General features: G+C 60.1%; 26 protein-coding genes. 17 read left to right on the forward strand and 9 right to left on the reverse strand.

Features of this window, described 5'->3' with window-relative positions:
* Nucleotides 1–9: 9 nt before the first annotated feature.
* Together AACY42_RS15790 and AACY42_RS15795 are read right to left on the reverse strand one after the other, a co-directional pair.
* Entirely contained in the window at nt 10–1,038 is a 1,029-nt protein-coding gene (locus AACY42_RS15790; RefSeq protein ID WP_339480692.1) for a zinc-dependent alcohol dehydrogenase, read from the reverse strand.
* Nucleotides 1,039–1,363: 325 nt separating this feature from the next.
* A complete protein-coding gene (locus tag AACY42_RS15795) occupies nt 1,364–2,233 on the reverse strand; it encodes a response regulator transcription factor (protein ID WP_339480755.1) in 870 nt (289 codons plus the stop codon).
* A gap of 301 nt (nt 2,234–2,534) precedes the next feature.
* Between AACY42_RS15795 and AACY42_RS15800 the strand changes: the two genes are divergently transcribed.
* The 12 genes from AACY42_RS15800 (at nt 2,535) to AACY42_RS15855 (ending at nt 12,807) form a co-directional block, all read left to right on the forward strand.
* The gene (locus AACY42_RS15800; protein WP_024776945.1) at nt 2,535–2,729 is read left to right on the forward strand and encodes a Flp family type IVb pilin; all 195 of its coding nucleotides are present in this window, start codon (nt 2,535–2,537) and stop codon (nt 2,727–2,729) included.
* Nucleotides 2,730–2,885: 156 nt separating this feature from the next.
* Complete coding sequence (locus AACY42_RS15805; protein WP_339480695.1) at nt 2,886–3,080, forward strand: Flp family type IVb pilin; 195 nt, start codon at nt 2,886–2,888, stop codon at nt 3,078–3,080.
* A 26-nt stretch (nt 3,081–3,106) separates the two neighbouring features.
* Nucleotides 3,107–3,637 (forward strand): A24 family peptidase, encoded by a 531-nt coding sequence (locus AACY42_RS15810; protein WP_339480697.1) that lies wholly within the window; start codon nt 3,107–3,109, stop codon nt 3,635–3,637.
* 2 nt (nt 3,638–3,639) lie between these two features.
* The gene (locus AACY42_RS15815) at nt 3,640–4,968 is read left to right on the forward strand and encodes an AAA family ATPase (protein ID WP_339480698.1); all 1,329 of its coding nucleotides are present in this window, start codon (nt 3,640–3,642) and stop codon (nt 4,966–4,968) included.
* A 15-nt stretch (nt 4,969–4,983) separates the two neighbouring features.
* The gene (gene cpaB / locus AACY42_RS15820; RefSeq protein ID WP_339480701.1) at nt 4,984–5,799 is read left to right on the forward strand and encodes a Flp pilus assembly protein CpaB; all 816 of its coding nucleotides are present in this window, start codon (nt 4,984–4,986) and stop codon (nt 5,797–5,799) included.
* A gap of 70 nt (nt 5,800–5,869) precedes the next feature.
* Nucleotides 5,870–7,186 carry a TadE/TadG family type IV pilus assembly protein gene (locus AACY42_RS15825; protein ID WP_339480704.1) on the forward strand — a complete coding sequence of 439 codons (1,317 nt, stop codon included), beginning with the start codon at nt 5,870–5,872 and terminating at the stop codon, nt 7,184–7,186.
* 8 nt (nt 7,187–7,194) lie between these two features.
* Nucleotides 7,195–7,677, forward strand: coding sequence for a TadE/TadG family type IV pilus assembly protein (locus AACY42_RS15830; protein ID WP_339480705.1), 483 nt, complete (start codon nt 7,195–7,197; stop codon nt 7,675–7,677).
* The gene (locus AACY42_RS15835) at nt 7,677–8,171 is read left to right on the forward strand and encodes a TadE family protein (protein ID WP_339480708.1); all 495 of its coding nucleotides are present in this window, start codon (nt 7,677–7,679) and stop codon (nt 8,169–8,171) included. Before AACY42_RS15830 ends, AACY42_RS15835 begins: the two co-directional genes overlap by 1 nt.
* Nucleotides 8,165–9,385 (forward strand): AAA family ATPase, encoded by a 1,221-nt coding sequence (locus AACY42_RS15840; protein ID WP_339480710.1) that lies wholly within the window; start codon nt 8,165–8,167, stop codon nt 9,383–9,385. Before AACY42_RS15835 ends, AACY42_RS15840 begins: the two co-directional genes overlap by 7 nt.
* 3 nt (nt 9,386–9,388) lie before the next feature.
* Nucleotides 9,389–10,831 (forward strand): CpaF family protein, encoded by a 1,443-nt coding sequence (locus tag AACY42_RS15845; protein ID WP_339480712.1) that lies wholly within the window; start codon nt 9,389–9,391, stop codon nt 10,829–10,831.
* On the forward strand, nt 10,828–11,814 hold the full coding sequence (locus tag AACY42_RS15850) for a type II secretion system F family protein (protein ID WP_339480713.1): 987 nt from the start codon (nt 10,828–10,830) through the stop codon (nt 11,812–11,814). Before AACY42_RS15845 ends, AACY42_RS15850 begins: the two co-directional genes overlap by 4 nt.
* 27 nt (nt 11,815–11,841) lie before the next feature.
* The gene (locus tag AACY42_RS15855; RefSeq protein WP_339480714.1) at nt 11,842–12,807 is read left to right on the forward strand and encodes a type II secretion system F family protein; all 966 of its coding nucleotides are present in this window, start codon (nt 11,842–11,844) and stop codon (nt 12,805–12,807) included.
* Between the two features lie 958 nt (nt 12,808–13,765).
* On the opposite strand, the gene AACY42_RS15860 is transcribed toward AACY42_RS15855, so the two are convergent.
* From AACY42_RS15860 to AACY42_RS15875, 4 genes are all read right to left on the reverse strand, one after another.
* Nucleotides 13,766–14,035, reverse strand: a complete 270-nt coding sequence (locus tag AACY42_RS15860; RefSeq protein ID WP_339480717.1) for a DUF3613 domain-containing protein — start codon at nt 14,033–14,035, stop codon at nt 13,766–13,768.
* A gap of 22 nt (nt 14,036–14,057) precedes the next feature.
* A complete protein-coding gene (locus tag AACY42_RS15865; RefSeq protein ID WP_339480718.1) occupies nt 14,058–14,771 on the reverse strand; it encodes a tetratricopeptide repeat protein in 714 nt (237 codons plus the stop codon).
* A 56-nt stretch (nt 14,772–14,827) separates the two neighbouring features.
* Nucleotides 14,828–16,051, reverse strand: a complete 1,224-nt coding sequence (locus AACY42_RS15870; protein ID WP_339480720.1) for a type II and III secretion system protein family protein — start codon at nt 16,049–16,051, stop codon at nt 14,828–14,830.
* A 476-nt stretch (nt 16,052–16,527) separates the two neighbouring features.
* Complete coding sequence (locus AACY42_RS15875) at nt 16,528–17,154, reverse strand: alanyl-tRNA editing protein (RefSeq protein ID WP_339480722.1); 627 nt, start codon at nt 17,152–17,154, stop codon at nt 16,528–16,530.
* A 90-nt stretch (nt 17,155–17,244) separates the two neighbouring features.
* On the opposite strand from AACY42_RS15875, the gene AACY42_RS15880 reads away from it, so the two are divergent.
* The gene (locus AACY42_RS15880; protein ID WP_339480723.1) at nt 17,245–18,243 is read left to right on the forward strand and encodes a LysR family transcriptional regulator; all 999 of its coding nucleotides are present in this window, start codon (nt 17,245–17,247) and stop codon (nt 18,241–18,243) included.
* 183 nt (nt 18,244–18,426) lie between these two features.
* Here AACY42_RS15880 and AACY42_RS15885 read toward each other — a convergent pair whose 3' ends face one another.
* Nucleotides 18,427–18,834 carry a PA2817 family protein gene (locus AACY42_RS15885; protein WP_339480725.1) on the reverse strand — a complete coding sequence of 136 codons (408 nt, stop codon included), beginning with the start codon at nt 18,832–18,834 and terminating at the stop codon, nt 18,427–18,429.
* Nucleotides 18,835–18,937: 103 nt separating this feature from the next.
* Complete coding sequence (locus AACY42_RS15890) at nt 18,938–21,385, reverse strand: acyl-CoA dehydrogenase (RefSeq protein ID WP_339480728.1); 2,448 nt, start codon at nt 21,383–21,385, stop codon at nt 18,938–18,940.
* 290 nt (nt 21,386–21,675) lie between these two features.
* Here AACY42_RS15890 and AACY42_RS15895 point away from each other — a divergent pair, with 290 nt between their 5' ends.
* From AACY42_RS15895 to AACY42_RS15910, 4 genes are all read left to right on the forward strand, one after another.
* Nucleotides 21,676–22,335: a transglutaminase-like domain-containing protein gene (locus tag AACY42_RS15895; RefSeq protein WP_339480730.1), complete on the forward strand. Its 660-nt coding sequence runs from the start codon at nt 21,676–21,678 to the stop codon at nt 22,333–22,335.
* A gap of 45 nt (nt 22,336–22,380) precedes the next feature.
* Nucleotides 22,381–23,004, forward strand: coding sequence for a glutathione S-transferase family protein (locus tag AACY42_RS15900; protein ID WP_339480732.1), 624 nt, complete (start codon nt 22,381–22,383; stop codon nt 23,002–23,004).
* 136 nt (nt 23,005–23,140) lie between these two features.
* Nucleotides 23,141–24,073, forward strand: coding sequence for an ABC transporter ATP-binding protein (locus AACY42_RS15905; RefSeq protein WP_339480733.1), 933 nt, complete (start codon nt 23,141–23,143; stop codon nt 24,071–24,073).
* A 2-nt stretch (nt 24,074–24,075) separates the two neighbouring features.
* Nucleotides 24,076–24,855 (forward strand): ABC transporter permease, encoded by a 780-nt coding sequence (locus tag AACY42_RS15910; RefSeq protein ID WP_339480757.1) that lies wholly within the window; start codon nt 24,076–24,078, stop codon nt 24,853–24,855.
* An 86-nt stretch (nt 24,856–24,941) separates the two neighbouring features.
* Here the strand turns inward: AACY42_RS15910 and AACY42_RS15915 are convergent, their stop codons facing one another.
* Nucleotides 24,942–25,457 (reverse strand): DUF2062 domain-containing protein, encoded by a 516-nt coding sequence (locus AACY42_RS15915; protein WP_339480736.1) that lies wholly within the window; start codon nt 25,455–25,457, stop codon nt 24,942–24,944.

Consider the following 25,457-nt stretch of genomic DNA (forward strand, 5'->3'; position numbering starts at 1 on the left):
GTGTGAGATTTAGCGTGGCAAGTACATGGGGTTCGGTGTGAAAACGCTTTTCACCGTGGGTGCAGATGGATCATTCAATAAACTATCAAATGCTGCTGAATACGCTTCAAGCGGATAACGATGCGTGACCAGCTTTCCAAGTTCAGGAAGTCTATGGGCGATGCGCAGTGCCTGTGGAAAGTGCTGATTGTACTCGCCGGCTGCAATGATACTGATGGCATTGATTAGAAAGTATTTTACGGGAAGCGAGTACTGATACGTGCCGTTAAATCCAAACAGAACAATCCTGCCGCCTCGACAGACCCTATTGGCGGCTGTTTGGAGCTGGTTGCCGACGGTGTCTATGACAACATCAAATCGTTCTTGAACAGGCTGGCTGGATTCAAGTTCGTCGGGATACACAATATCCAAACCTAACGAACGCCCGAATTCAATTCGAAAGGTATTCAAGTCGGTTGCGCGTGTGTGGATGCCCATTGCGCGTAACAGTATTTGTGCCACCAGACTCATCGGGCCTGACCCTAGAAGCAGCACACGTTCTCCCGCTTTTATGGAGGCTTGTTCAATATTGTTCAAAATGCAGGCTACGGGTTCAATCAGCACGGCTGTTTCCCAGCTCATATCGTCTGGGATGCCGTGTACAAAACGCTCCTGCGTTATAAAGCGCTCTGCAAATGTACCGTGCTTGTTGACACCGGCTATGTTCAGACTGGCATTTGAGCCACCTGTACACAGATGGGTTTTAGCTGAATTACAGTGTTCGCAGTTAGCGCAGTATTCGTTGGGGTCTACAACAACACGCATACCTTTACGCACGCGTGTTACATCTGGCCCAACGTTGACGACGATGCCGACTGCTTCGTGACCACGAACGATGCCTGTCTGTCCCTCTTCACGGCCTGCTAATACAGCCAGATCCGTCCCGCAAATACCGGATAGTACAATTTCTATCTCTACACCATCGTCGGGTAGCATATTGAGTTCGTGGTGACTCACCAGGCCCAACTTTTGTGGGCTCACTAAACTGATTGCCTTCATATACCCATCAGGACTCTATTTGATTGTTCATGAAACATGTCGATCAGCGGTTTTGCGCCGGCGATATCTGCAAACGGACCACGGAGGACGCTCGCTTTCATCCATTCGGAAATTCTGGTCGGCATTATGCAAGGGCGATAGCGATTGTTTCAGTCGGAAAAGAATTACGGATAAATACAGGGTGATTCATGTTGTTTCAGCTTGGCACCACTGGCGTGGTAAATATTGGCTGTGCCCTGTTTTTTCAGCGTCTGCAGTGTCCGAATATTATGATTTGGATACAGGTTTCGACGCGCAATGAAATCAATGGGTGTGCAAAGCCGTTTCAGTCCTCAAGGCTATGCACCAGGTTTTCAATCGCTTCCAGAGCCGCTTTATCCGCAGGCGCCGGTGCAGGGTTTGCGCTGCGCTTCTGGTACGCAAGGCGATATTCACTGGGGGTACAACCGGCGTATTGCTTGAAGGCGCGGGCGAAGTAGGACGGGTCCTTGAAGCCAGCTTCATAACCGATGCTGGTGATGGGCATCTGGCTGTTGTCGAGCAGTTCCTTGGCAAAGCTCATGCGTTTGTTCAGCACGTAGTCGGTGAAGCCGAGCCCATTGGCTTCCTTGAACAGCCGGCTGAAGCGAAAAGTGGTCATGCCGCTGCGCTTGGCCAGATCGCGCTGATCGATGCTTTCGCGAAAATGCTGGTCGATGTACAGCATGATGTGGCTGAGGGCATGGTGCTTCTGGTGCCCGGAGGTCAGGCGGATGCTGTCCGGCAGGGTTGGGGAGTGGTCGATCTGCGAGGTTTTTGCCCGGCCATTGGTATTGCGGCGCAACTCGCACAGTTGCACCACGGCCGTCAGGTAGCGCGTTCTCTCGGCGACAGACAGGGGCAGCACCATGTATTCCCAGACGCTGGAGCGCATGGCCCACACCGCCAGTTCTTCGGAGTGCTGCACGGTGAACATGGTGATGGGGATGGCTGGAACGGTCCGCTTGATCTCCAACAGGCGCAGCAGGCCTGGCGTGTCCGGGCGATCGAAGTGGATGCAGATCATGTCGACCTGTTCCCCGCCGGGCAACATGGCGTTCTTTGCCAACGTGCAGTCGCACGTGTCCAGGAACTGGGAGGCGAGTTTCTTGCTGGACCGATCATGAGTCAGATCGACCCACAACAGCTTTGGTTTTCCAGTCGGATTTGATCCCATAGGACGACTACTCACAGATTTTTTCTGCCCTTTAGCTAGCAGTATTGTCACTGTGCCATCACTTCGCCGGATAATTTTTAATAAAAATCCGATTCTTTAGCGTCATCCCCTCGCGGACCGCCCGTTTCGGCCTGTTGCGGGGATGAATTCTCCGTCCCGGAGCCTTTTCCACCCGCCGCAAAATAATCCTAGCGATGTGCAAAATCCTCCTAACGGCTCTGGCCACCTACTGACTAGGGTTGCATCAGGCAGTTCGCGATGTACTGCCCCTTGAAAAAACAATCCCGATGAGGTGTGCGAAATGACTCTTCAAACAATCAAGGCTTCGGTACTGAAGTTCGCCAAAGATGAAGATGGCCTGACCATTGTGGAATATGCAGTGGCCGGTGGGTTGATCACGGTGGCCGTGGCCGCCGCGTTTGTGCTTCTGGGTGGCGCCGTGGATACCCAGATCCGTGCGCTGTGCCAGGCGGTCAACGGCAACGTTGCCTGCTGACTGCGGCAACTTGCAGTGAAGGGGGCACGGTCACTTTTAAGGAATAACGCTTGCGACTCTTTTGCAGTGAGTACAACGAATCAATCAAATGGACTTCGCGCTGTCCCCTCCAACCAAGTTCGTCACAGTACCTCTTACATACGTGAGGTTCATGAAATGACTTTCCAGACAATAAAAACTTCGACCAGCAAGTTCGCCAAAGATGAAGACGGCCTGACCATTGTTGAGTACGGGGTGGCAGGCGGCTTGATCACGGTGTTGGTGGCAGCGGGATTCGTCCTTCTGGGCGGTGCGGTGAATACCAGGATCCGTACGTTGTGCCAAGCCGCCAATGGCAACGTCGCCTGCTAACGATAATCACGCTAGGGAGACCGCTCATGTCCATGGAATTGCTGGTGTCGACGGTACTGCTGCTAGGACTGCTGGGTGTGGCGGTGGTGAGCGATCTGCGTCGCCACCGCATCCCCAACACGCTGGTCCTGTTGGGGCTTGCCCTGGGGTTGGCCAGCCAGGTGTATACCGGTGGGTTCGGCGGCCTGGGCGATAGCCTGCTGGGCATGCTGATTTGTTTCGGGTTGTTCCTGCCCATGTACGCGGTCGGTGGCATGGCCGCCGGTGACGTCAAGCTGATGACCATGGTCGGCAGCTTCCTGCCTTTTCATTACGCACTGTGGGCGGCGCTGTTCAGCCTGATCGCCGGCGGTGTGTGCGGTTTCCTGATCGTCCTGGCCCGTGGCCAACTGCTTCAGACCCTGGGGCGCTACTGGTTGATTGTGCGAGCCCAGTCCTATCTGGCGCCGACTTCCGATGAAGTGGCCGGCAAACCCTTTCCTTATTCGATTGCAATTCTGATCGGTACTTTGAACAGCGTTTACTGGCAACTGGTTGCCGGCGGCTGGGGAGTCTAGTCATGCACGTCATCAACGATAGCGATGCCTACCCCAGCGAACGGGAAGCGGTCCAACGCTTGGCGCCACAACCCATCACCATTCGCGACACCGGCCTGACCGACAGCTTCCTGGGTGAGCTGGTGTGCAAGCACTTGCACGACGCCGGTGTACTGGACATGTCGCGGCTGGTGGAGCGCCTGGCCCTGACCGGCGCAGTACTGGAAGAAGTCCTGGGGTTCCTGCGCAAGGACGGTCGCGTTGAGGTGCTGGGCCAGTTGGGGCAAACGGGTGGGCAGGCGCTGCGTTATGGCCTGACCGAGCGCGGCCGCAGTTCGGCGCGTGACGCCCTGGCCCGTAGCGGCTACATCGGCGCGGCGCCGTTCCCGGTGAGCACTTATCGCTCGCTGATCAAGATCCAGACCATCCACCATGGCCGCATCACCGCCAAGGACATGCACCAGGCCCTGGCCGGCCTGGTGCTGAGCCAAGGCATGCTCGACCAGTTGGGCGTCGCCCTGAATTCCGGGCGGGCGATCATGATCTACGGCCCGGCGGGCACGGGCAAAACTTATGTCAGCAGCCGATTGATCCGGCTGTTCGCCGAGGCCATCTGGGTGCCCCATGCCATCGTCATCAATGAGTCGGTGATCGAGATCTACGACCCACAGGTGCACCAGCGCCTGGATGACAACGGTCAATCGAACAACCTGATGCTCAACGAAGGCATCGACCGCCGGCTGCTGTGCTGCAAACGCCCGATCGTCATCACTGGCGGCGAGCTGAGCATGGAACAGTTGGACGTGCGCTACGACCCGTTCACCCGGCAATACCAGGCGGCGTTGCAGCTCAAGGCCAGCAACGGCCTGTTCATCATCGACGACATGGGGCGCCAGCGCATGGCCCCGGCCGAACTACTCAATCGCTGGATCGTACCTATGGAGGAGAAGCGCGATTTCATCAACCTGGGCGGCGGCCGGCATTGCGAGTTGCCGTTCGACCTGGTGCTGGTGTTTTCCACCAACCTCAATCCCCTCGAATTGGCCGACGAGGCGTTCCTGCGGCGTATTGGCTACAAGGTGCAGTTCGGCTACCTCAAGCCCGAGGAATACGAACAGATCTGGCGCCAGGAGTGCGAACGCCTGGGCATCCCGTATGACCCCCTGTTGGTGCGCTATGTCCTGCAGCGGTTGTACGCAGGCGAGGGCATGCCGCTGGTGCCTTGCCATCCCCGTGACCTGTTGAACATGGCGCTTGACCGCCAGCGTTACCTGGGCGGTTCCGGACCCTTGTTGCCGCAAGAGCTGGAATGGGCCTGGCACAACTACTTCGTTCAGCTCGACTTTCTTTGATCTGGAGATACCGACATGAGCTCTCGTACGCTTCCCCTGATAGGCGTTTCCCTGGTAATGGGCCTTGCTGCCGCATGGATGGCCGACTCCTGGCTGAGTGCGCGACTCAACGCGACGCCCGATGACCATTTACGAAGCGTGGTGGTCGCCACGGTGGAAATCCCCTTTGGGCAAATGGTCGAGGCCCAGCAAGTCACGACCGTGCGCATGCCCATGGACACGATCCCGGACGACGCCTTCGATGCCAGCGAGCAAGCCGTGGGCAAGATCGCCACCTTCGACATTCTGCGCGGCGACATCGTGCGGGGCGCGCGTCTGAGCGAGCACTTGGGTGGCAGCACCCTGGCTTCGCTGATCGCACCGGACAAACGGGCCATATCGGTGCGTGTGGATGATGTGGTGGGCGTGGGGGGCTTCCTCTTGCCGGGCAACCGGGTCGATGTCTTGGCGACCAAGACCACCAGTGCCGGGAGCAACAGCGCCACGTCCCGGACCCTCCTGGAAAACCTGCGGGTGCTGGCCGTGGATCAGACCGCCGGCACGGACAAGACCCAACCTGTAGTGGTGCGGGCCGTGACACTGGAAATGTCCGCCACCGAGGCGGAATTGCTGGTCACTGCGCAGACCGAGGGCAAGCTGCAATTGGCCTTGCGCAACCCGTTGAACATGGAGAAGAAAACCGTTACGCCGCCTGCCCCTGCGCCAGCGCCGGTCATGGCGATGGCTGCGGCCCCAGTGGCAAAACCTGCGGTGCAGCGCAGTGCCAAGCCGCAAGGCGGGGCGATCACGTTGATCCGCGGGGTTGAAAGCACCGTGATCAATGTCCGCTGAATGACACCTCCATGCCAGGCCGTTACGGGCCGTGGCGGTGCCGATCCTCAAACGTTGTAATGAGGGCTCGATGATGAATGCCAATATCCGGCGCCAGGGAGGGGCGGTGAGTGTACTGATGGTGATCGCCCTGGTAGCGATTTCCATGATGGCGGCGTTGGCCCTGGATGGTGGGCACATGCTGTTGAACAAGACGCGCCTGCAAAATGCGGTGGATGCCGCGGCCCTGGGCGGCGCCAAGACCCTGAGCCAGGTGAGCAGTGGCATTAACATGGCCAGCATCACTCGTGCTGCGGCCCTGGACACACTCAATAGAAATGCCAACGCCGCCGGCAACACCGAGCTGGCAACCGCCGTCGCCGGCGACCCGGGTTCGTTTGCCGTGGTGGAACTGTCCAACAGCGTCTACGGCCCGTTCTCCTATCCAGGACCTACCGATGCCAAGTACGTACGGGTGTCGGTGTCCAGCTATCAATTGAGCGGGTTCTTCTGGAGCTTCGTGCAAACGATGGGCAGCGCTGGCTTGGGCAGCAAGCGCGTGGCGGCAATTGCCACTGCCGGTCCCAGCCCGACCTCTCCGTGTGACCTGGCGCCGTTGATGGTCTGTGGTGATCCCACTCAATACAACCCGGCCGCCGGCAACTTCTGGGGGTATCAATTTGGCGACCTGGAAGTCTTGAAGACGGCGGCGGGGAACACCTCGCCCATCGGCCCGGGCAACTTCCAATTGCTGGATTTCGGCTCAGGCGGCAAAACGGTCCGGGAGGACCTGGCCGGCGGTGGCTCGGTTTGCCGCAGTGTCGGGGACAACGTCCAGACCGCGCCAGGTAATAAAGCGGGTCCAACTTCCCAAGGTTTGAATACGCGCTTTGGCATCTACAACGGCCCGGTCAGTTCTTCGGACTACCCACCGGACCTGGTCACGTCATCAGGCACTCCGCCGATCACCTACAACGATTCGCTCCTCCAGCCGCAATACAAAGGCCAGTCCATCACCTCGAGCAACGGTGATCTCTCAGCGGGTGGCGAGGCGATACAGGACTACAACGACTGGCGGGCCCAGGTCGCCGCCTGTGTGGCGGGGGGCGCCAGCGGTTGTGAAAGCAACGGGGTTTTCGAGCGCCGGATGCTGAAGATCGTGATTGGTGATTGCGACGGGAAGCTGAACGGCTCGACGTCGATTCCGGTCTTGGGGTTCGGCTGCTATTTCGTCCTGCAGCCAGTGAATGGCGGTGGTTCGGAGTCGATCATCTTTGGCCAGTTTGTCCAGGAGTGCGAGGGTGACAACGTACCTGGCCCGACACCGTCCACTGATTCCGGCCCGCAGATCATCCAGCTCTACAAAACCTATCTCAACGGCAGCGGTACTCCGAGCACTGACTCGTAGGAGGCGTTATGGGACTTTCTCAGTTCAAACCAGCGCAAGCCCAGCAAGGCGTGGCGTTGGTGGAATTCACCCTGGTGCTGCCGTTGCTGCTGGTGTTGCTGCTGGCCTTCGGCGAGTTCGGTCGCATGCTCTACCAGTACAACGTGCTGCTGCAGGCCAGTCGCGATGCTGGCCGTTTCGTCGCCAGCCAGGCATGGGATTCTACCCACGGCATCGTTAACGTGAACAATGCGCAACTTCAGACCCAGACGAAAAACGTTGCGGTGTATGGCGTGCCCAGCGCTACCGGAACCGCCGTGGTGTCTGGGTTGACCACGGCTCAGGTGCAGGTCGCCGCTGTGGGCATCGACCATGTGCGCGTCACCATTACCTACCCCTTCTGCCCGGTGATTGGTGCGGGCAACTGCACGGGTTCGATTCCAGGGTTTTTCGGCAATGCCATTCCTCTGGGCATCCAGTTGGTCGCAACCACCGTCATGAGGGCGCTGTGATGAATAACAAACACATGCGCGGCACCTACATCGTGGAATTCTCCTTCGTGGGCTTACTGGTGTTCATCCTGCTGTTCGGCGTGGTGGAGATGGGCCGGTTGTATTTCACCGTCAATGCACTGGATGAAGCCGCGCGGCGCGGTGCGCGTCTGGCGGCGGTGTGCAATGTCAGCGACCCGGTGGTGTTGCGCCGGGCCATCTTCAACGCCGCGGCGGACGCCGGCACCAGTCAACTGATCAGCAACCTGGCGACCACGAACCTGGCGCTGACCTACCTGGACGTCAATGGCGCCGTGGTGGCAAACCCGGCCGACACGTCCGGCAGCACCGGCTTTCGAGCCATCCGCTATGTCCAGATGAGCGTGCAGAATTTCGTTTTCAACCTGTTCATTCCCGGCTTAGGCGTGCCCATTACCTTGCCCACGTTCAGGGCAACCTTGCCACGCGAAAGCCTTGGGCGTCATTCCGATTCCGGGGAGATCACACCATGCTGAACGCTAGGGAAACTCCGCTTTCGTCCGCTACCGGCAGAGCCGGGCTGCGGATACTGATCAGCAGCCGCGATGCCACGTCCCTGCGCGACCTGCAATGCGTCTGCCAGCGCATGCCTGGCCTTGAGGTCAGCACGCGGCTGGTCAGCAACGGGCATGTCGACCCGCTCTACGGCCTGGACCGCATGCCCGATTTGCTGCTGCTTCGCGTCAGCCACCTGTGGCGTGAAGAACTGTCGGCGTTGCTGCAACGTCCGGCCCATGAGCGTCCACCTATGCTGGTGTGTGGCCCTTTGGGCGAGCAGGAAGGCATGCGCCTGGCCATGCAGGCTGGTGCTCGTGACGTGCTGCCCGAACCCATTGCCGATACCGAACTGGTGGCGGCGTTGAATCGCGTGGTCGCGGATGTACGCCTCGGCGGTGGCAACGAGGGCAAGCTGGTCGCGGTGATCGGCGCCAAGGGCGGCTCCGGCGGGACCCTGGTGGCGTGCAACCTGGCCCAGCAGCTCAGTGCCCGGGCAGGCAATACCTTGCTGCTGGACATGGACCTGCAATTTGGCAGCGTGACCCATTACCTGGACGTGGCGCAGTCCCACAGCCATCTGGAAGTGCTGCAGCAGATTGATGACATGGACAGTGTCGCGCTGCGGGGCTTTTGCAGCCACTTCAGCCCGACCCTGCATGTGCTGGGTGGCCGGGCTGGCGAGTTGTGCCTGCCCCAGGATGCCCAAGCCGAACAGCTCGACGCCCTGTTGCAACTGGCTCGTGCCAGTTACGACTGGGTGGTGGTGGACCTGCCGCGGCAGATCGATCACCTCACCGGTTCGGTGCTGGAACAGGTGGACCGGGTATACGTGGTGGTGCAACAGAGCGTCAGCCACCTGCGCGATGCCAGCGCCCTGGTGCGGATCCTGCGCGAAGACCTGGGCGTGCGCGGGGACCAGTTGCAGATCGTGGTCAACCGCTATGACAAATCCGCCGCCGTCAGCTTCAAGGACATCGGCGAGGCCCTGCGTTGCACGAACCTGTCGAAATTGCCCAATGACTTCAACCTGGTCAGCCAGAGTCAGAACACTGGCGTGCCATTGGGGCTGCATGCGCCGAAGGCGGCAATCACCACCGCCCTGCGCGATTTGACCGAAGACCTGGTCGGTCACCAGATGGCCACAGACAAGGGCCTGCTTAAACGCGCCTTCAACCGTTTTTTCGGGGGATGACCCATGATTAGCGACTTTCGTAACCGCTTGCGCAAACAGCCCGCCAAACCTGGCGCTTCAGTGGGCGCCCAGCCCGGCGAAGGCCTGCCGGACCCGACAGATGCGTTAATGGCCTGGGAGCAGGCCATCCCCGACGTGCTTTACGAAACCCGCAGCCAGGTCACGCCGGTGGAGGCTGAGTGGCGGGAAAAAATCTACCAGCAACTGCTCAAGGTCATGGACCTGTCGTTGCTCGATGCCCTGGAGCACGTCGAGGCCGCTCGGCAGATACGCGATATCTGCCAGCGCCTGCTCGAGGAACATTCGGCACCGGTGAGTACCGTCAGCCGGCAACTGATCATCAAGCAGATCACCGATGAAGTGCTCGGCCTCGGGCCACTGGAACCGCTGTTGGCCGACCATAGCGTGTCCGACATCCTGGTCAATGGGTTTGCCTCGGTCTACGTCGAACGCTTCGGCAAGTTGCAACGCACCGACGTGCGTTTTCGCGATGACCAGCATTTGCTGAACATCATCGACCGCATCGTGTCGAGCCTAGGACGACGTATCGATGAGTCCTCGCCCTTGGTGGACGCCCGGCTCAAGGACGGTTCGCGGGTCAACGCGATCATTCCACCGCTGGCCATCGACGGTCCGAGCATGTCGATCCGGCGCTTCGCCGTGGACCTGCTCAACACCGACAGCCTGATCCAGGTCGGCACCATGACCCCGGCCATTGCTTTGCTGCTCAAGGCCATCGTTCGCGGGCGCCTGAACGTGCTGATCTCCGGTGGGACCGGCAGCGGCAAGACCACCATGCTCAACGTGCTGTCCAGTTTCATCCCTCATAACGAACGCATCGTCACCATCGAGGATTCGGCCGAGTTGCAACTGCAGCAACCCCACGTGGTACGCCTGGAAACCCGCCCGTCGAACATCGAGGGGCGCGGCGAGGTGAGCCAGCGGGAGTTGGTGCGCAACAGCCTGCGGATGCGCCCGGATCGCATTGTCATTGGTGAGGTGCGCGGCGCCGAGGCACTGGACATGCTCACGGCGATGAACACCGGTCACGACGGTTCCCTGACCACCATTCACGCCAACACCGCACGGGATGCGTTGGGGCGAGTCGAGAACATGGTGTCGATGACGGGCGCGACGTTTCCGATCAAGGCCATGCGTCAACAAATTGCCTCGGCCATCGATGTGGTGATCCAACTGGAGCGTCAAGAAGACGGCAAGCGACGCGTGGTGAGCATGCAAGAGATCAACGGCATGGAAGGAGAGGTCATCACCATGACCGAAATTTTCTCCTTCGTGCGCCAGGGTATCGGCGAGCACGGTGAGGTGCTCGGGGAGTATCGGCCCAGTGGCATGATCCCGGCCTTCCGCGATGTGCTGGCCAAGCGCGGCATCGAATTGCCGCTGACCTTGTTTCGCCCTGAGTGGATGGAGGGCCGGACGTCATGAGCAATATCCCCAGTGAATTCATCCTGATGTTTCTCGCCATGGTGTTCATCGCCGTATTCCTGCTCTCCCAAGGCGTAGTGGTGCCGGTGTTCGGCGAAGCCGGCAAGATGCGCAAGCGCATTCGCGGGCGTCTGCATGTGCTGGAGAAGGCCAACCACTTGCCCAACATGCAGACCGTGTTGCGGCAGAAATACCTGACGCGTCTGTCCCCCTTGGAAGCCCGTCTGGAACAACTGCCGTTCATGGCCAACCTGACCCAACTGATCGAGCAGGCCGGGCATGAATACCGAGCTTATCGGGTCATGCTGCTCGGCCTGATCCTGGGGGGGGGGGCCGGAGCTTTGGTGCTGATGGTCTCGCCCATCTGGTGGATGGCGCTGCTGGCGGCATTTGCGGTGACCTGGGTGCCGGTGTTGAAAATCCTGCGTGACCGCAGCAAGCGTTTCGCCGCGTTCGAGGAAGGTTTGCCGGATGCGCTGGACGCCATGTGCCGGGCCTTGCGCGCCGGCCATCCGTTCAACGAAACCCTGCGCCTGGTCGCCGAGGAGCACAAAGGGCCGGTCGCCCAGGAGTTCGGCATGACGTTTTCCGACATCAACTATGGCAACGACGTGCGCCGGGCCATGCTCGGCCTGCTGGAGCGCATGCCGAGCATGACGGTGATGATGCTGGTGACCTCGATCCTCATCCACCGCGAGACCGGCGGCAACCTGACCGAAGTGCTGGAGCGTCTGAGCCGCTTGATTCGTGGGCGGTTTCGTTTCCAGCGCAAGATCAGGACGCTGTCGGCGGAAGGGCGCATGTCGGCCTGGGTGCTGGTGGCGATCCCGTTCGTGCTGGCGATCGCCATCGTGCTCACCAGCCCCAGTTACATGCCGGTACTGATCAATGACCCCATAGGGCACAAGCTGATCATCGGCGCGTTCTGCGCCATGTTGATCGGTATTTTCTGGATAAGAAAGATCATCCGGATCCAGGTATAAGCGCTGTTGCGCCGAGAGGTTTCAGTCATGGACTTTTTGCTCGGATTGTTGAGTCGGTTTACCGGCAACGAAGAGCTGGCACGCCTGTTGTTCGTCAGCGTGATCGGCGTCAGTGCGGTGTTGGCGGTTGTCGCGCTCATGCTATTGATGCTGGGCCTGCAGGATCCGGTGCAGCGGCGCCTGGCGCTGATCAAGCGCGGTTACGCTGGCAACGCTGTGGGGCAGGAGGCGCCCAGTAACCTGCAGCTCTTGTTGGAGCGGGTCGGCCAGCGCTTTGCCTCGACCGACCAGGCCCACACGTCGGCCACCCAGACTTTGCTGACCCACGCCGGTTACCGATCTGCCTCGGCGGTACAGATGTATTGGGCGGTGCGCCTGATGCTGCCGCTGTTGCTGGTCGGCGTTGCGTTGGTGCTGCTGCCGATGGTCAAGGTTTCAGTGGTTATCGGCCTGCTGGCGGTGACGCTCATCGCGGGCATCGGTTGGTTGCTGCCGGCGATCTACGTCGGCAAACGCAAGCAGGCCCGTCAAGGCCGACTGCGTGCCGCGTTCCCGGATGCGCTGGACCTGATGGTGGTCTGCGTCGAGTCGGGCCTGGCCCTGCCCACGACGATCGAGCGGGTGGCTGAAGAGATGTCTGTCAGTCAGGTTGAGCTGGCCGAGGAACTGGCGCTGGTCAATGCGCAGATCCGGGCGGGCATCACCAGCACCGAGGCCCTCAAACAACTGGCCGTGCGCACTGGCCTGGAGGATATCCAAGGCCTGGTCAGCCTGCTGGCGCAGAGTATCCGTTTCGGCACCAGCGTGGCCGATACCCTGCGGATCTACGCCGATGAGTTTCGCGACCGGCGTACCCAGGCAGCAGAAGAAATGGGCGCCAAGATCGGCACCAAGCTGATCTTCCCGCTGATTTTCTGCCTGTGGCCGAGCTTCTTCCTGGTCGCCATTGGCCCGGCCATGATCGGTGTGTTCAGGGCCTTCGGGAATATGTAGATCGGTGGGTGTTCATGAGTCTTGTGTTCACCACCGTCCCATTGTGCGGGCTTGCTCGCGAGGCGGCCTGACAGCCGACCTGATTCTCCCGGTCATACGCCGATCCAATTGTGGGAGCGAGCCTGCTCGCGATGGCGACGGTACATTCAGCATGGGTGCAAGCAGACCCACCGCCATCGCGAGCAAGCTCGGCTCCCACAGGGATCGGCGGTGGGCACTGATCTTGTAAGCACCCAACATTCTGTGGAAGAGGTCTGTGGGAGCAAAGCTTGCTCGCGAGACGGCCTGACAGCCGACCTGACTCTCCCGGTCATACGCCGATCCAATTGTGGGAGCGAGCCTGCTCGCGATGGCGACGGCACCTTCAGCATGGGTGCAAGCAGACCCACCGCCATCGCGAGCAAGCTCGGCTCCCACAGGGATCGGCGGTGGGCACTGATCTTGTAAGCACCCAACATTCTGTGGAAGAGGTCGGTGGGAGCAAAGCTTGCTCGCGAGGCGGCCTGACAGCCGACCTGATTCTCCCGGTCATACGCCGATCCAATTGTGGGAGCGAGCCTGCTCGCGATGGCGACGGCACATTCAGCATGGGTGCAAGCAGACCCACCGCCATCGCGAGCAAGCTCGGCTCCCACAGGGATCGGCGGTGGGCACTGATCTTGTAAGCACCCAACATTCTGTGGAAGAGGTCTGTGGGAGCAAAGCTTGCTCGCGAGGCGGCCTGACAGCCGACCTGACTCTCCCGGTCATACGCCGATCCAATTGTGGGAGCGAGCCTGCTCGCGATGGCGGTGGATCAGTTGCATGAGTGTTGGATGTGATGCCCTCTTCGCGAGCAAGTTCGCTCGCCCCAGTTTTTTCCGCTGGTCAGCCAAAAGACCGCAGCCCCCGGCAGTTCCTACATCGGATCAAATGTAGGCGCTGTCGAGGGCTGCGATCTTTTCGTTTCCTGCGTGTTTCATTTACTGCTGGTGATCTCGCCTCCCGAGTCCTGGTCAAAGAATTCCGGGATCGGGTAGTTGAAGCTGTTGAGCCAGCGTTGCATGGTCATCTCGCGTTCGGCGGCCGAGGCGGTTTGCAGGTTGGTGGAGGCGGCCACGCCGCGAATCTGTAGTTGCATCCAGCTCTCGGTGCCTTGCTGTGCGGGCGAAGAGGGGCCTGGTTCAATGGCCCAGACGCTGGTGGAAAGGCCTATCATGCATGCGATCATCAATTGTTTGGTCATCATTTCTTGGACTCCTCGTAACGCTTTACTTGACCGCGCCGGTTGAGGCGTCGACAACCTCGGTCAGGCGGTTGGCGGGTGACGTCACTGCGTTAGTGGCCGAACCCCTGATCTTTTCCGCACGGGCCTGGGCATCCGCCACTTGCTGGGGGCTCAGCTTGGCCATGTTCGCGAGCTCGGCGGCCTGCTTCCAGTTGTCCTGGTAAATCAGCAGGGTCACCATGTTGAGCGCGGCCAGGGTGTCTGACTGCTGGAGCTCCATGGCGGTCATGAACTCGAAGCGGGCTTCTGAAATGCGTCGTTGATTGAGGTAGACGACCCCCAAGTCATTGCGGATCTTGCCTTCGGTCGGGGCCATTTTCGCTGCGCGTTCGAGGTATTGGGCTGCGGCGGCATTGTCATTTTTGGCGGCCGCCAACTGGCCAAGACCATGCTCACCATCTGCGGCCAGGCACGTCCCGAGCAGGCTTTTGTACAACGGTTCGGCTTCGTGGCGCCCCATCAGGCGCAGCACCCGAGCCTTGCGCAGGCGGACCTGGACCAAGTCCTCGGGCAAGCGTTCGAGGTTTGCCAGGCTGGCGTACAAACGACCTTCGTTGGCCATGTCTTCGGCCAGGTTCAGGGCCAGTTCCTGGTCGGATCCTGGCTTGGCACAATCGGCCGAGCGTGAAGCCACCACGCCATTGCTGGCACAACCGGCGAGCATCAAGGTCGCCGCTATTGCGATCACTGCGTTCATTGAATGCCCCTTGGCAAGCCGTTGGACAATAGGTGCTTCGCACATCGGGCGACGGCTCATTGGGAAAGCCCGCTGCGGTTGTCAAACTCGCCATGTTCAAGGAAGTACATGCGGTAGAAATTCGGGTCGTAATTACGCAGTTGCTCGCCTGGCAATGTTGGCAGTTGCGCGTCGGCGGCCAGCGGTTGGACCAGGTGTGGCGTGACGATCATCAGCAGCTCGCGCTCTTCGCGGTTGATGGCGTTGTCGCGAAAGAACGCACCGAGAATCGGCACATCACCCAGCCCTGGAAATTTGTTCACCTGGGAGCTGTTGCGGGTGCTGATCAGGCCGCTGATGACGAAGCTCTCACCATCGGCCAGGGCGATGCTGGTGTCGGTACGACGCACTGTGAGTGCTGGTACCAGTGTCCCGGCGATGTTCACCGCGTTGCTGAAGTCCAGCTCACTGACTTCCGGTGCCACCTTCAGTGCGATGCGATTCCTGCCGATGACGGTGGGGGTCAAGGTCAGGCGAATGCCGAACTCCTTGTATTCGATGGACACGTTGTCGCTGCCGGCACTGGGCACCGGGATCGGCACTTCGCCACCGGCCAGGAAGCTCGCACTCTGCCCGCTGAGGGCCACCAGGCTCGGCCGCGCCAGGGTATAGGCGAAACCGCTGCCTTCCAGGGCGTTGATCATCAACAGTGTCTTACCGGTGGCAAACGACAGGTTGAACATGTCGTTATTGGCCGGCAATGAAGGCCGGACAATACCGCCGACGGTGGGCAAGGTCCTCGGCGAGCCGAACAGGAAATTGCCACGGCTGCCAAAAATCGACGTTGAAGCTTCCTTGAGTTTGGTCCGGCTGACTTCAACGAATCGAATGTCAGTCTGCACCTGGGCGAACAGCATAGGATCTTCGGACGGTAGGCTCGCAGCCCCCGTCAGTGCCTCAGTGGCCCGACCTTTGACAAAGATCATGCTCTGGCGCGGTATCTTCGAACAGTCGGTCCAGACCATCAGGCTGGTGGCGCCGGGCGCCAGGCCCGTGAGAATAAAGGCATCGCTGCCACTGGGCTGCACATCGGCAATTTTCGGGTCGCCGACTGCCAACTTCGTCACGGGTGCGAGGATGCGCAGCTCGCTTTGGAGCCCTTGGCTGACCTCGAAGGTCGCCGGTAAATTGTCCAGTTGCGAACAATTTGCCGCTGCGGCCTGGGCCGCATTCAAGCCAAGACCCATCCAGAACAGGCCATGAATAAAATGTTTCAGAACGGGAGCAGTGCGATGGGTCATGAAGTGATCCTCGATAAAGAGACCATCCTTAGGCTTAACTATTTGCCGCGGATCACTTAAGAGGTCCGGGCTAGCCCTTTCCTTCTCACCTGACCGTTCATTGATTCCGGTTTCAGGCCTCGTCGCTACTCGCAAACGGGCGCATTTCACCGGCCTGACTGAACGACAGGCTGCTTGCAGACAACTTTTCGCTACCCGGGCTCACCGGGATTTTCGATGGCAACGACGGTGTCGATCAGGTCTCTTCAGGAGCGTTTTACCGACCCTGTCATCGCTTCTGTTTGACGGTAGTTCAAGCATGGCAAAGCGCCACGCCCTGAATAAAAAATTGACTAAAAAGTGACGGAAGGGCAAAGCCTGCTCAAAGAGACGTCAATAATCTGTCTTTTTGTGTGGTGAGGGGGGGGCGCAGGGCAGATCTGCCAGGGGTGAGGCGAGGCCTGCGAGCCATTTCAGGTCGCAGGGTTTGGCGGATATCAGGCCACGTGGTAATGCACTGACAGTGTTCCTTTCTTTTTCGAAAGCGAGGCGATGGTGACTGTTCCCAGTTCCTGCAGGCGCTGCACGTGAGTACCGCCGCAGCCGTAGGCGGCAAGCTCACCGAAACCGACTTCGCGCAGGCCTTCGCGCAACATGATCAGGCGCGGCAGGTCATCGGCAATCCATTCGTCGATGCCTTGCTGAATGATCGAGATGTCCAGTTCCTGAGCATTTTCCCCTGGCTGGAACTGCACGCGGCTTTCGCCGGGCCAGTGATGGGCCTTGATTGGCGTCCAGCCACGGGTCTGGGCGAAATGGCCGATCAGGTGCCCAGCCGAGTGCAGGCGCGAATTCAACTGTCGGCGCTGCGTATCCACGCGGATCTCAGCCATGCCCAAGGCCACGGGGCAATCGACGTAATGGACGAGTTGTGCTCCTTCCTGGACCACGCGTAGCACCTGGCTTTCACCGATCCATCCGGTGTCGCAAGGCTGACCGCCACCCTGGGGGTGGAACAGCGTGGCGTACAGCACCACGGCAAATTCATGTTCCCGGGGGCTGCAATCCAGGACTTCCACGTTGGCCTTGAGGTCATCGCTATGGAAAAAGAGGCGAAGTGTCATGTGCCATATCCACATCAGAAATTGTGACGGGATTATAGGTAGGGCGTAAAAGAGTGATAATCCGTTAAAATTTCAAAGGACTGTTGCGCCATGAGCACAAATCTACCGTTGCCGTTGCTGGCCGAAATGGCCATCTTCGTCAAGGTCGTGGAGACCGGCAGTTTCTCCGAGGCGGCCCGTCAGTCAGGTTCATCACCGTCGGCCATCAGCCGCAGTATTTCTCGTCTGGAGAAAGCCCTGGCGACCCGCTTGTTGCAACGCACCACCCGCAAGTTGCGTTTGAGCGATGGCGGGGAAGAAGTGTTCAAGCGCTGTCAGGAAATGGTCGCCGCCGCTCGGTCGGTGATGGAAATCAGCGGGCAGTTCACTCAGGAGGCCGAAGGCCGACTCCGCGTCAGCGTGCCCAAGGCGGTGGGGCGGTTCGTGATTCATCCGCACATGCCCGAATTCTTGCGCCGTTATCCAAAGGTCGATGTGGAGCTGTTCCTGGAGGATCGGCAGGTCGACCTGATCGACGATCATGTCGACCTGGCCATCCGGATTACCGATCAACCTCCGGTCGGGCTGGTGGGGCGTCAATTGCTGACAATCGATCACTTGCTTTGCGCCACGCCGCAATACCTGGCTGAGCACGGTACTCCCACGCATCCTCACGATTTGTTGGAACACAGCTGCATTTATCTGGGGGCAACTCCAAACGACGCGCGCTGGAAATTCAAGAAAGGCAGCAAGTCCGTCACCGTAGGCGTGCACGGGCGCTACGCAGCCAATCACACGGGCGTGCGGTTGGGGGCCGTCTTGCAGCACATCGGCATTGGCAGCCTGCCGTACTTCACCGCCCGCCATGCCTTGGAGCAAGGCTTGATCGTGCAGGTATTGGCCGACTGGACGTTCCTGGCCTCCTACCACGGTGGCTTGTGGTTGCTGCATTCACCGACCCGCTACCTGCCGCCCAAGCTGCGGGTGTTCATTGACTATCTGGTGGCGTGCCTGGAGAAGGAGCCGACCTTGAGCACGGTGGGCGGCGGGAGTGGTTCCAGCAAGGTCGCGACACGTTATGAGTTGCCGGAAAGTGATGGGTTGTTTTGACCGGCCCCATCGCGAGCAGGCTCGCTCCCACAGGATCTGCAGTGCACATGAATTTTGTGATCAACCACAAACCAGTGTGGGGGCGGGCTTGCTCGCGATGAGGCCCGTCCAGGCAACACACTTTGGCAAGGCAAAAAAAACCCGCCGGGTTAACCGTGCGGGCCTTTGCATGACGGATGGCAATCAGTGTTTGCTGTCCTGGTCCGACATCGCCAGCAACTGTTTTTCCTGGTTCCAGTCGAAAGGCTCGTCGTTTTGCTCGGCTTCGAAACGACGTTCCTCCAGGGCCTGGTACAGGGCGATTTCTTCGTCGGGCATGTAGTGCAGGCAGTCGCCGGCGAAGTACCAGAGCAGGTCGCGAGGCACCAGGTGGGCGATCTGCGGATAACGGATGATCACTTGGCCCAGGAGGTCCTGGCCCAGGTACTGGCTTTCGATCGGGTCGACGGGCAGTTGCGCGCGCAACTCGTCGAAGCGCTCCAGGAACAAGGCGTGGCTTTCTTCGGGCACCTGTTCGGCCTCACCCACGGCGACCAGGATGCTGCGCAAGTGGTCAAGCAAGACAAGGTGATCGGCAACGACATTGGACACGAGATAAGTCCTCAAGAGCAAAACGGGCGCAGGAGTATAAAGCCCTTGCGCCCGCTTTTATAGGTGAAGAGCTATAGGTGACGAGCGTACCTGGCCGTTACGATCAACGGACCTTGTCCTGCGCCAGCGTCAACTCCTCCTTATCGAAGTCATCCACGTCGATGACCTTGCGCCGTGCCGCCTCGGCCGCACGCAAGGTCTGCGCTTCATCGGCTTGCAGCACACCCGCTTCCAGGGCGGCGTCGATGAGGGGTTCACCCGGCGCGGGGTTGAGCTGACCCTGTTTGAGCGCGACGTGCAGTTTCTTGTGCAACGGATGGGCGGCGGCCAGCAGGTCGGCGGCGTATTGCAGGGCGCCCACCGGATCGTCGGCCGATTGCGGGCGATAGCAGCCCTGCAGCAACTCCTCGAGGGTCGGGTCTCCCTTGGCCCGGCCGATGACCGCCGCCACCTCGGCGTCGAGCCTGTCGCTCGGGCCCTTGTGACGACGACCGAAGGGGAACACCACCAGGCGCAACAGACAACCCAGCACCCGGTTCGGGAAGTTGCTCAACAGTTCATCCAGCGCACGCTCCGACTGGCCCAGGCTTTCCTCCATGGCCCAGGTGAACAGCGGTGCCATGTGGTCCGGCGAGTCCAGGTCGTGATAGCGCTTGAGTGCGGCGGACGCCAGGTACAGGTTGCTCAATACGTCGCCCAGGCGGGCTGACAAGCGCTCCCGGCGTTTGAGTTCCCCCCCCAGCAGCATCATGCTCAGGTCCGCCAGCAGGGCGAATGCTGCTGCCTGCCGGTTGAGAGCGCGGAAATAACCTTGGCTCAAGGCATTGCCGGGGGCCTTCTCGAAATGCCCCAGGCCGAGGTTGAGCACCAGGGTGCTGGCGGCGTTACTCACGGCAAAACCAATGTGCTTGAGCAACAAGGTGTCGAACTCGACCAGCGCCTGGTCCTTGTCTTCACGGGTTGCCAGAGCCATTTCCTTGAGCACGAACGGATGGCAGCGAATGGCGCCCTGGCCAAAGATCATCAGGTTGCGCGACAGGATGTTCGCGCCTTCGACCGTGATGAAGATCGGCACACCTTGCCAGCTGCGGCCCAGGTAATTGTTCGGGCCCATGATGATGCCCTTGCCGCCATGCACGTCCATGGCGTGGCTGATGCACTCGCGACCGCGTTCGGTCAGGTGGTACTTGAGAATGGCCGACAGCACCGAAGGCTTTTCCCCCAGGTCCACGGCGTTGGCGGTCAGCATGCGAGCAGCATCCATCATCCAGGCGTTGCCACCGATGCGCGCCATGGCTTCCTGGATACCTTCGAATGCCGATAACGGTACGTTGAATTGCTCGCGCACCTGGGCGTACTGGCCCGTCACCAGGCTGGTGAACTTCGCTGCACCGGTGCCCACCGCCGGCAGGGAAATCGAGCGCCCGACCGACAGGCAGTTCATCAGCATCATCCAGCCCTTGCCGAGCATGGCCTGACCGCCAATGAGGAAGTCCAGCGGGATGAACACGTCCTTGCCCCAGTTCGGCCCGTTCATGAATGCGGCGCCAAGGGGCAGGTGGCGGCGGCCGATATGCACGCCAGGGGTGTCGGTGGGAATCAAGGCGAGGCTGATGCCCAGGTCTTCTTCGTCACCCAGCAGGTGGTCGGGGTCATACGCTTTGAAGGCCAGGCCCAGGAGGGTGGCCACCGGGCCGAGGGTGATGTAGCGTTTTTCCCAGTTCAGGCGCAGGCCGAGGGTTTCCTGGCCTTCCCATTCACCCTTGCAGATGATGCCGGTGTCGGGCATCGCCCCGGCGTCGGAGCCGGCCAGCGGCCCGGTCAGGGCGAAGCAGGGAATGTCGTCGCCACGGGCCAGTCGCGGCAGGTAATGGTCGCGTTGCTCATCAGTGCCGTAGTGCAGCAGCAGTTCTGCCGGGCCGAGGGAGTTGGGAACCATCACGGTAGAGGCCAGATCGCCGCTGCGCGTGGCCAGTTTCATTGCCACTTGGGAATGGGCGTAGGCAGAAAAACCTTTGCCGCCGTATTCCTTGGGAATGATCAGCGCGAAGAATCCATGCTCCTTGATATGGGTCCAGGCTTCAGGCGGCAGGTCCATGGCCTGGCCGATCTGCCAGTCGCTGACCATCGCGCAGAGGGCTTCGGTAGGGCCGTCGAGGAACGCCTGCTCTTCCTCAGTCAGTTGCACCTTGGGGTAGGCCAGCAGCAAGTTCCAATCCGGGCGGCCGCTGAACAGTTCGCCATCCCACCACACCGTGCCGGCATCGATGGCGTCGCGCTCGGTCTCGGACATGGGCGGCAGGGTTTTCTGGAACCAGTCGAACATCGGCGCGCTGAAATACTTGCGGCGCAGGTCCGGTAGCAGCAGCGGGGCCGCGACGGCGGCGAACGCAACCCAGAAGATCAGCATCAGCCACCCGGGAGCCGGGCTGAACAGGCTCATGGCCAGCAGGTAGGCCGCGATGATGCCCAGCGCGGGCAACGGCGCGATGCGCCGATGCGCCAGCCAAGCTTTACCGACGACCAGAACCAGTATCCACAACAACAACATATGTAATCCTCCGTGAACCAAGGCAAAAACCGACCTTCAGAGCTTAGACGGCATCTGCAAAACCGGCGCTCAGCGCGATGTGATTGATTTCGTGGGAAACCCTGGGGGCATTGCGCCAGTCTGGTTGGCAACAGCCGTGGGAAATCGTTCGTTAACAAGGTGAGAAAACGCCATTGTTTGGCCGGAATGCCGTTATCGCTGGCTGGAGGCTGTGGATAAACTCGAGGCAAGCCCTCCCGTAGGAGCTGTGTAGGAGCTCCTTGTGATGTTTTTTGAGAGGCCTTCCTTTTATGCAGCAATACCTGAACCCCGGTCCGTTCATCGACAGCGATCATCCAGCGGTCATCAACTTCACCGAAACCCACCGCGGTGCCGACCGCGCCCCGCTGGCGCAAGCGGTCAGTCTGTATTACGCCGTGCGCGAGGCGGTGCGCTACAATCCCTATACCTTCAGTCGCGACCCGGCGACCCTGTGCGGCAGTTACGCGTTGGCTGCGGGCGAAAGTTACTGTGTGCCCAAGGCTACCTTGCTGGCCGGCTGCGCCCGGCATTGCGGCATCCCGGCGCGCATCGGCCTGGCGGATGTCCGCAATCACCTGTCTACGCCGCGCCTGTTGGAATTGCTCAGGAGCGACGTGTTCGCCATGCACGGTTATACCGAGCTGTACCTGAACGACCGCTGGGTCAAGGCCACGCCGGCATTCAACCAGGGGCTGTGCGAGTTGTTCGATGTGGCCCCGCTGGAATTCGACGGTCGCCACGACAGCGTTTTCCACCCGTTCAATCGGCAAGGGGCGAAACTGATGGAGTACGTCACTGACCACGGCCAGTTCGCCGATGTGCCCGAAACGTTCTTCTTCGAACACCTGGAGAAATGCTACCCGCACCTGTTCGGCGCGCAGGTGCCGCGCTTGCTCGGCGACCTGCAGGGTGATTTGAGGCGCGTCTGATCCGGCGTATGCTGCTGCGGCATATATCCATCGAGGGACGCCGTGATGCTGAAGATATGGGGCCGGAAAAATTCATCGAATGTGCGCAAGGCGTTGTGGTGCGCAGAAGAGTTGGGGCTGGCCTACGAGACTATTGATGCGGGCGGGGCATTCGGTGTGGTGGACACGCCCGAGTACCGTGCGAAAAACCCCAATGGTCGGGTGCCGATGATCGAAGACGACGGCTTTGTGCTCTGGGAGTCCAATACCATCGTGCGTTACCTGGCTGCTCGCCATGCGTTGGGTTCGGCCTGGTATCCCGCTGACGGACAGGCACGGGCCCAAGCTGAAAAATGGATGGACTGGACCACCTCCAGTTTTGCCGCACCGTTTCGCACCGTGTTCTGGGGCGTCTTGCGCACCCCGGCTGAGCAACAGGACTGGGCGGTCATCAACGCGGCGATCAAAGCGTGCGACGATTTGCTTGCCATGGTCGAGCAGACCTTGAGTGAACAGCCCTACCTGTCGGGTGATGAAATCGGCATGGGCGACATTCCCCTGGGCAGTTTCATTTATGCCTGGTTCGAGCTGCCCATCCAGCGCGCCGAGCAGCCTGGCGTACAGGCCTGGTACACGCGGTTGCAGCAGCGCCCGGCCTACCGCAAAGCCGTCATGACCGCGTTGACTTAATACCTACTATCGACACGCTTGACTGTACTTGTGCGGCGACGCCAAGCACCATTGCCTTCGTGCGCGGTGGTTGCATTGCTTGCCGCCCGCCCTTATCTGTTCTTTTCCTCCCTCCCTTCTTGGTGCGTAATCCGATATGAGTTCCGCTCTGTCCATCCGGCAGCTAACCAAAACCTACGGCAACGGTTTCCAGGCCTTGAGTGGTATCGATCTGGACGTCGCCGAAGGTGATTTCTTCGCCTTGCTCGGCCCGAACGGTGCCGGCAAATCCACCACCATTGGCATTCTCTCCACGTTGGTGAACAAGACCAGCGGAACGGTGAACGTCTTTGGTCATGACCTGGACCGCGAGCCCGCCGCCCTCAAGCGCTGCATCGGCGTGGTGCCCCAGGAATTCAACTTCAACCAGTTCGAGAAGACCTTCGACATCGTCGTCACCCAGGCCGGTTACTACGGCATCCCGCCGAAGATCGCCAACGAGCGCGCCGAGCAGTACCTGACCCAGTTGGGCCTGTGGGACAAGCGCGACGTGCCGTCCCGTTCGTTGTCCGGCGGCATGAAGCGTCGTCTGATGATTGCCCGTGCGCTGGTGCATGAGCCGCGCCTGTTAATCCTCGATGAACCGACCGCTGGCGTGGACATCGAACTGCGTCGTTCGATGTGGAGCTTCCTCACCGAGCTGAACCAGAAAGGCATCACCATCATCCTCACCACCCATTACCTGGAAGAGGCTGAGCAGTTGTGCCGCAACATCGGCATCATCGACCACGGCACCATCGTTGAGAACACCAGCATGCGCCAGTTGCTCAGCCAACTGCATGTGGAAACGTTCCTGCTGGACCTGAAAAACGACCTGACGACGGCGCCGCAGCTCATGGGGTATCCGGCCCGCCTGGTGGACAGCCACACCCTGGAAGTGCAGGTGGACAAAGTCGTGGGCATCACCGGGCTGTTCAACCAACTGGCCGTGCAAAACATTGAAGTGCAGAGCCTGCGCAACAAAACCAATCGGCTCGAGGAGTTGTTCGTGTCCCTGGTGGAGAAGAATCTGGCGAAGGTGGCGGTATGAGCATGAATTCCGAACTGCGCCCCAACCTCATCGCCCTCAATACCATTGTTTACCGTGAAATCCGGCGCTTCATGCGGATCTGGCCGCAGACGCTGCTGCCGCCCGCCATCACCATGGTCTTGTACTTCGTGATCTTCGGTAACCTGATCGGCCGGCAAATCGGCGACATGGGTGGTTTCACGTACATGGACTACATCGTGCCGGGGCTGATCATGATGTCGGTGATCACTAACGCCTATGGCAACGTTGTGTCGAGTTTCTTCGGCAGCAAGTTCCAGCGTTCGATCGAAGAATTGATGGTCTCGCCGGTGTCGCCCCATACGATCCTCATCGGCTACACCCTGGGCGGTGTGCTGCGAGGGTTGGCGGTGGGCCTAATCGTGACCCTGTTGTCGTTGTTCTTCACCCATTTGCAGGTGCATCACCTGGGGGTGACGGTATTGGTGGTGGTGCTCACGGCCACGATCTTTTCGCTGCTGGGTTTCATCAATGCCGTGTTTGCGCGCAACTTCGATGACATTTCCATCATCCCGACGTTCGTGCTCACGCCGCTGACCTACCTGGGCGGGGTGTTCTACTCGATTTCCCTGTTGCCGCCGTTCTGGCAGACCGTGTCCCTGGCCAACCCGGTGCTGCACATGGTCAACGCTTTTCGCTATGGCATCCTCGGGGTGTCGGACATCAAGATCAGCATCGCAATTACCTTCATGCTGGTGGCGACCGTGGTGCTTTACCTCGGTTGCGCGCGGTTACTGGTCAGCGGGCGGGGGATGCGTACCTAAACCCCCTGTGGGAGCGAGCCTGCTCGCGATAGCGTCAGTCCGAACGCCAAAAAAAGGCCTCCATTCCCAGGAGGCCTTTTTGCATTTCACATCCGGCTTTTCTTGCGCCGCGTCCACTGTCGGGCCACCCACCAGCGCCAGTAACTCATGGTGACGAAGTAGGCGAGGGCGCCGAGTACCAGGCCGGTCGCCACCGAGCCGAGCAGGAAGGGCTGCCACAAGGTGGACAACTGGCCACTGATCCATGCCCAGGTCAGCTCTTCGGGCAGCGCTCGGGCGGGCACGTCCATCAACCACGCGCCGGTCTGGTAAGTGCAGAAAAACACCGCCGGCATGGTGAGCGGATTGGTCAGCCACACCAGGCTCACCGCAATCGGCATGTTGCCGCGCACCGTGATGGCCAGTGTGGCGGCCAGCAACATTTGTAAGGGGATCGGCAAGAATGCGGTAAACAGGCCAACAGCCATCGCCCGGGCGACAGAGTGCCGATTGAGGTGCCAAAGATTGGGATCGTGCAGCAAGGTGCCAAAAAAACGTAAGGATTTATGTTCCCGAATGCTTTCTGGGTCTGGCATGTAACGTTTGAATAAGCGCCGGGGCAT

Origin of the sequence: Pseudomonas sp. RL_5y_Pfl2_73, from assembly GCF_963970515.1 — a bacterium.
Classification (GTDB): Bacteria; Pseudomonadota; Gammaproteobacteria; order Pseudomonadales; family Pseudomonadaceae; genus Aquipseudomonas.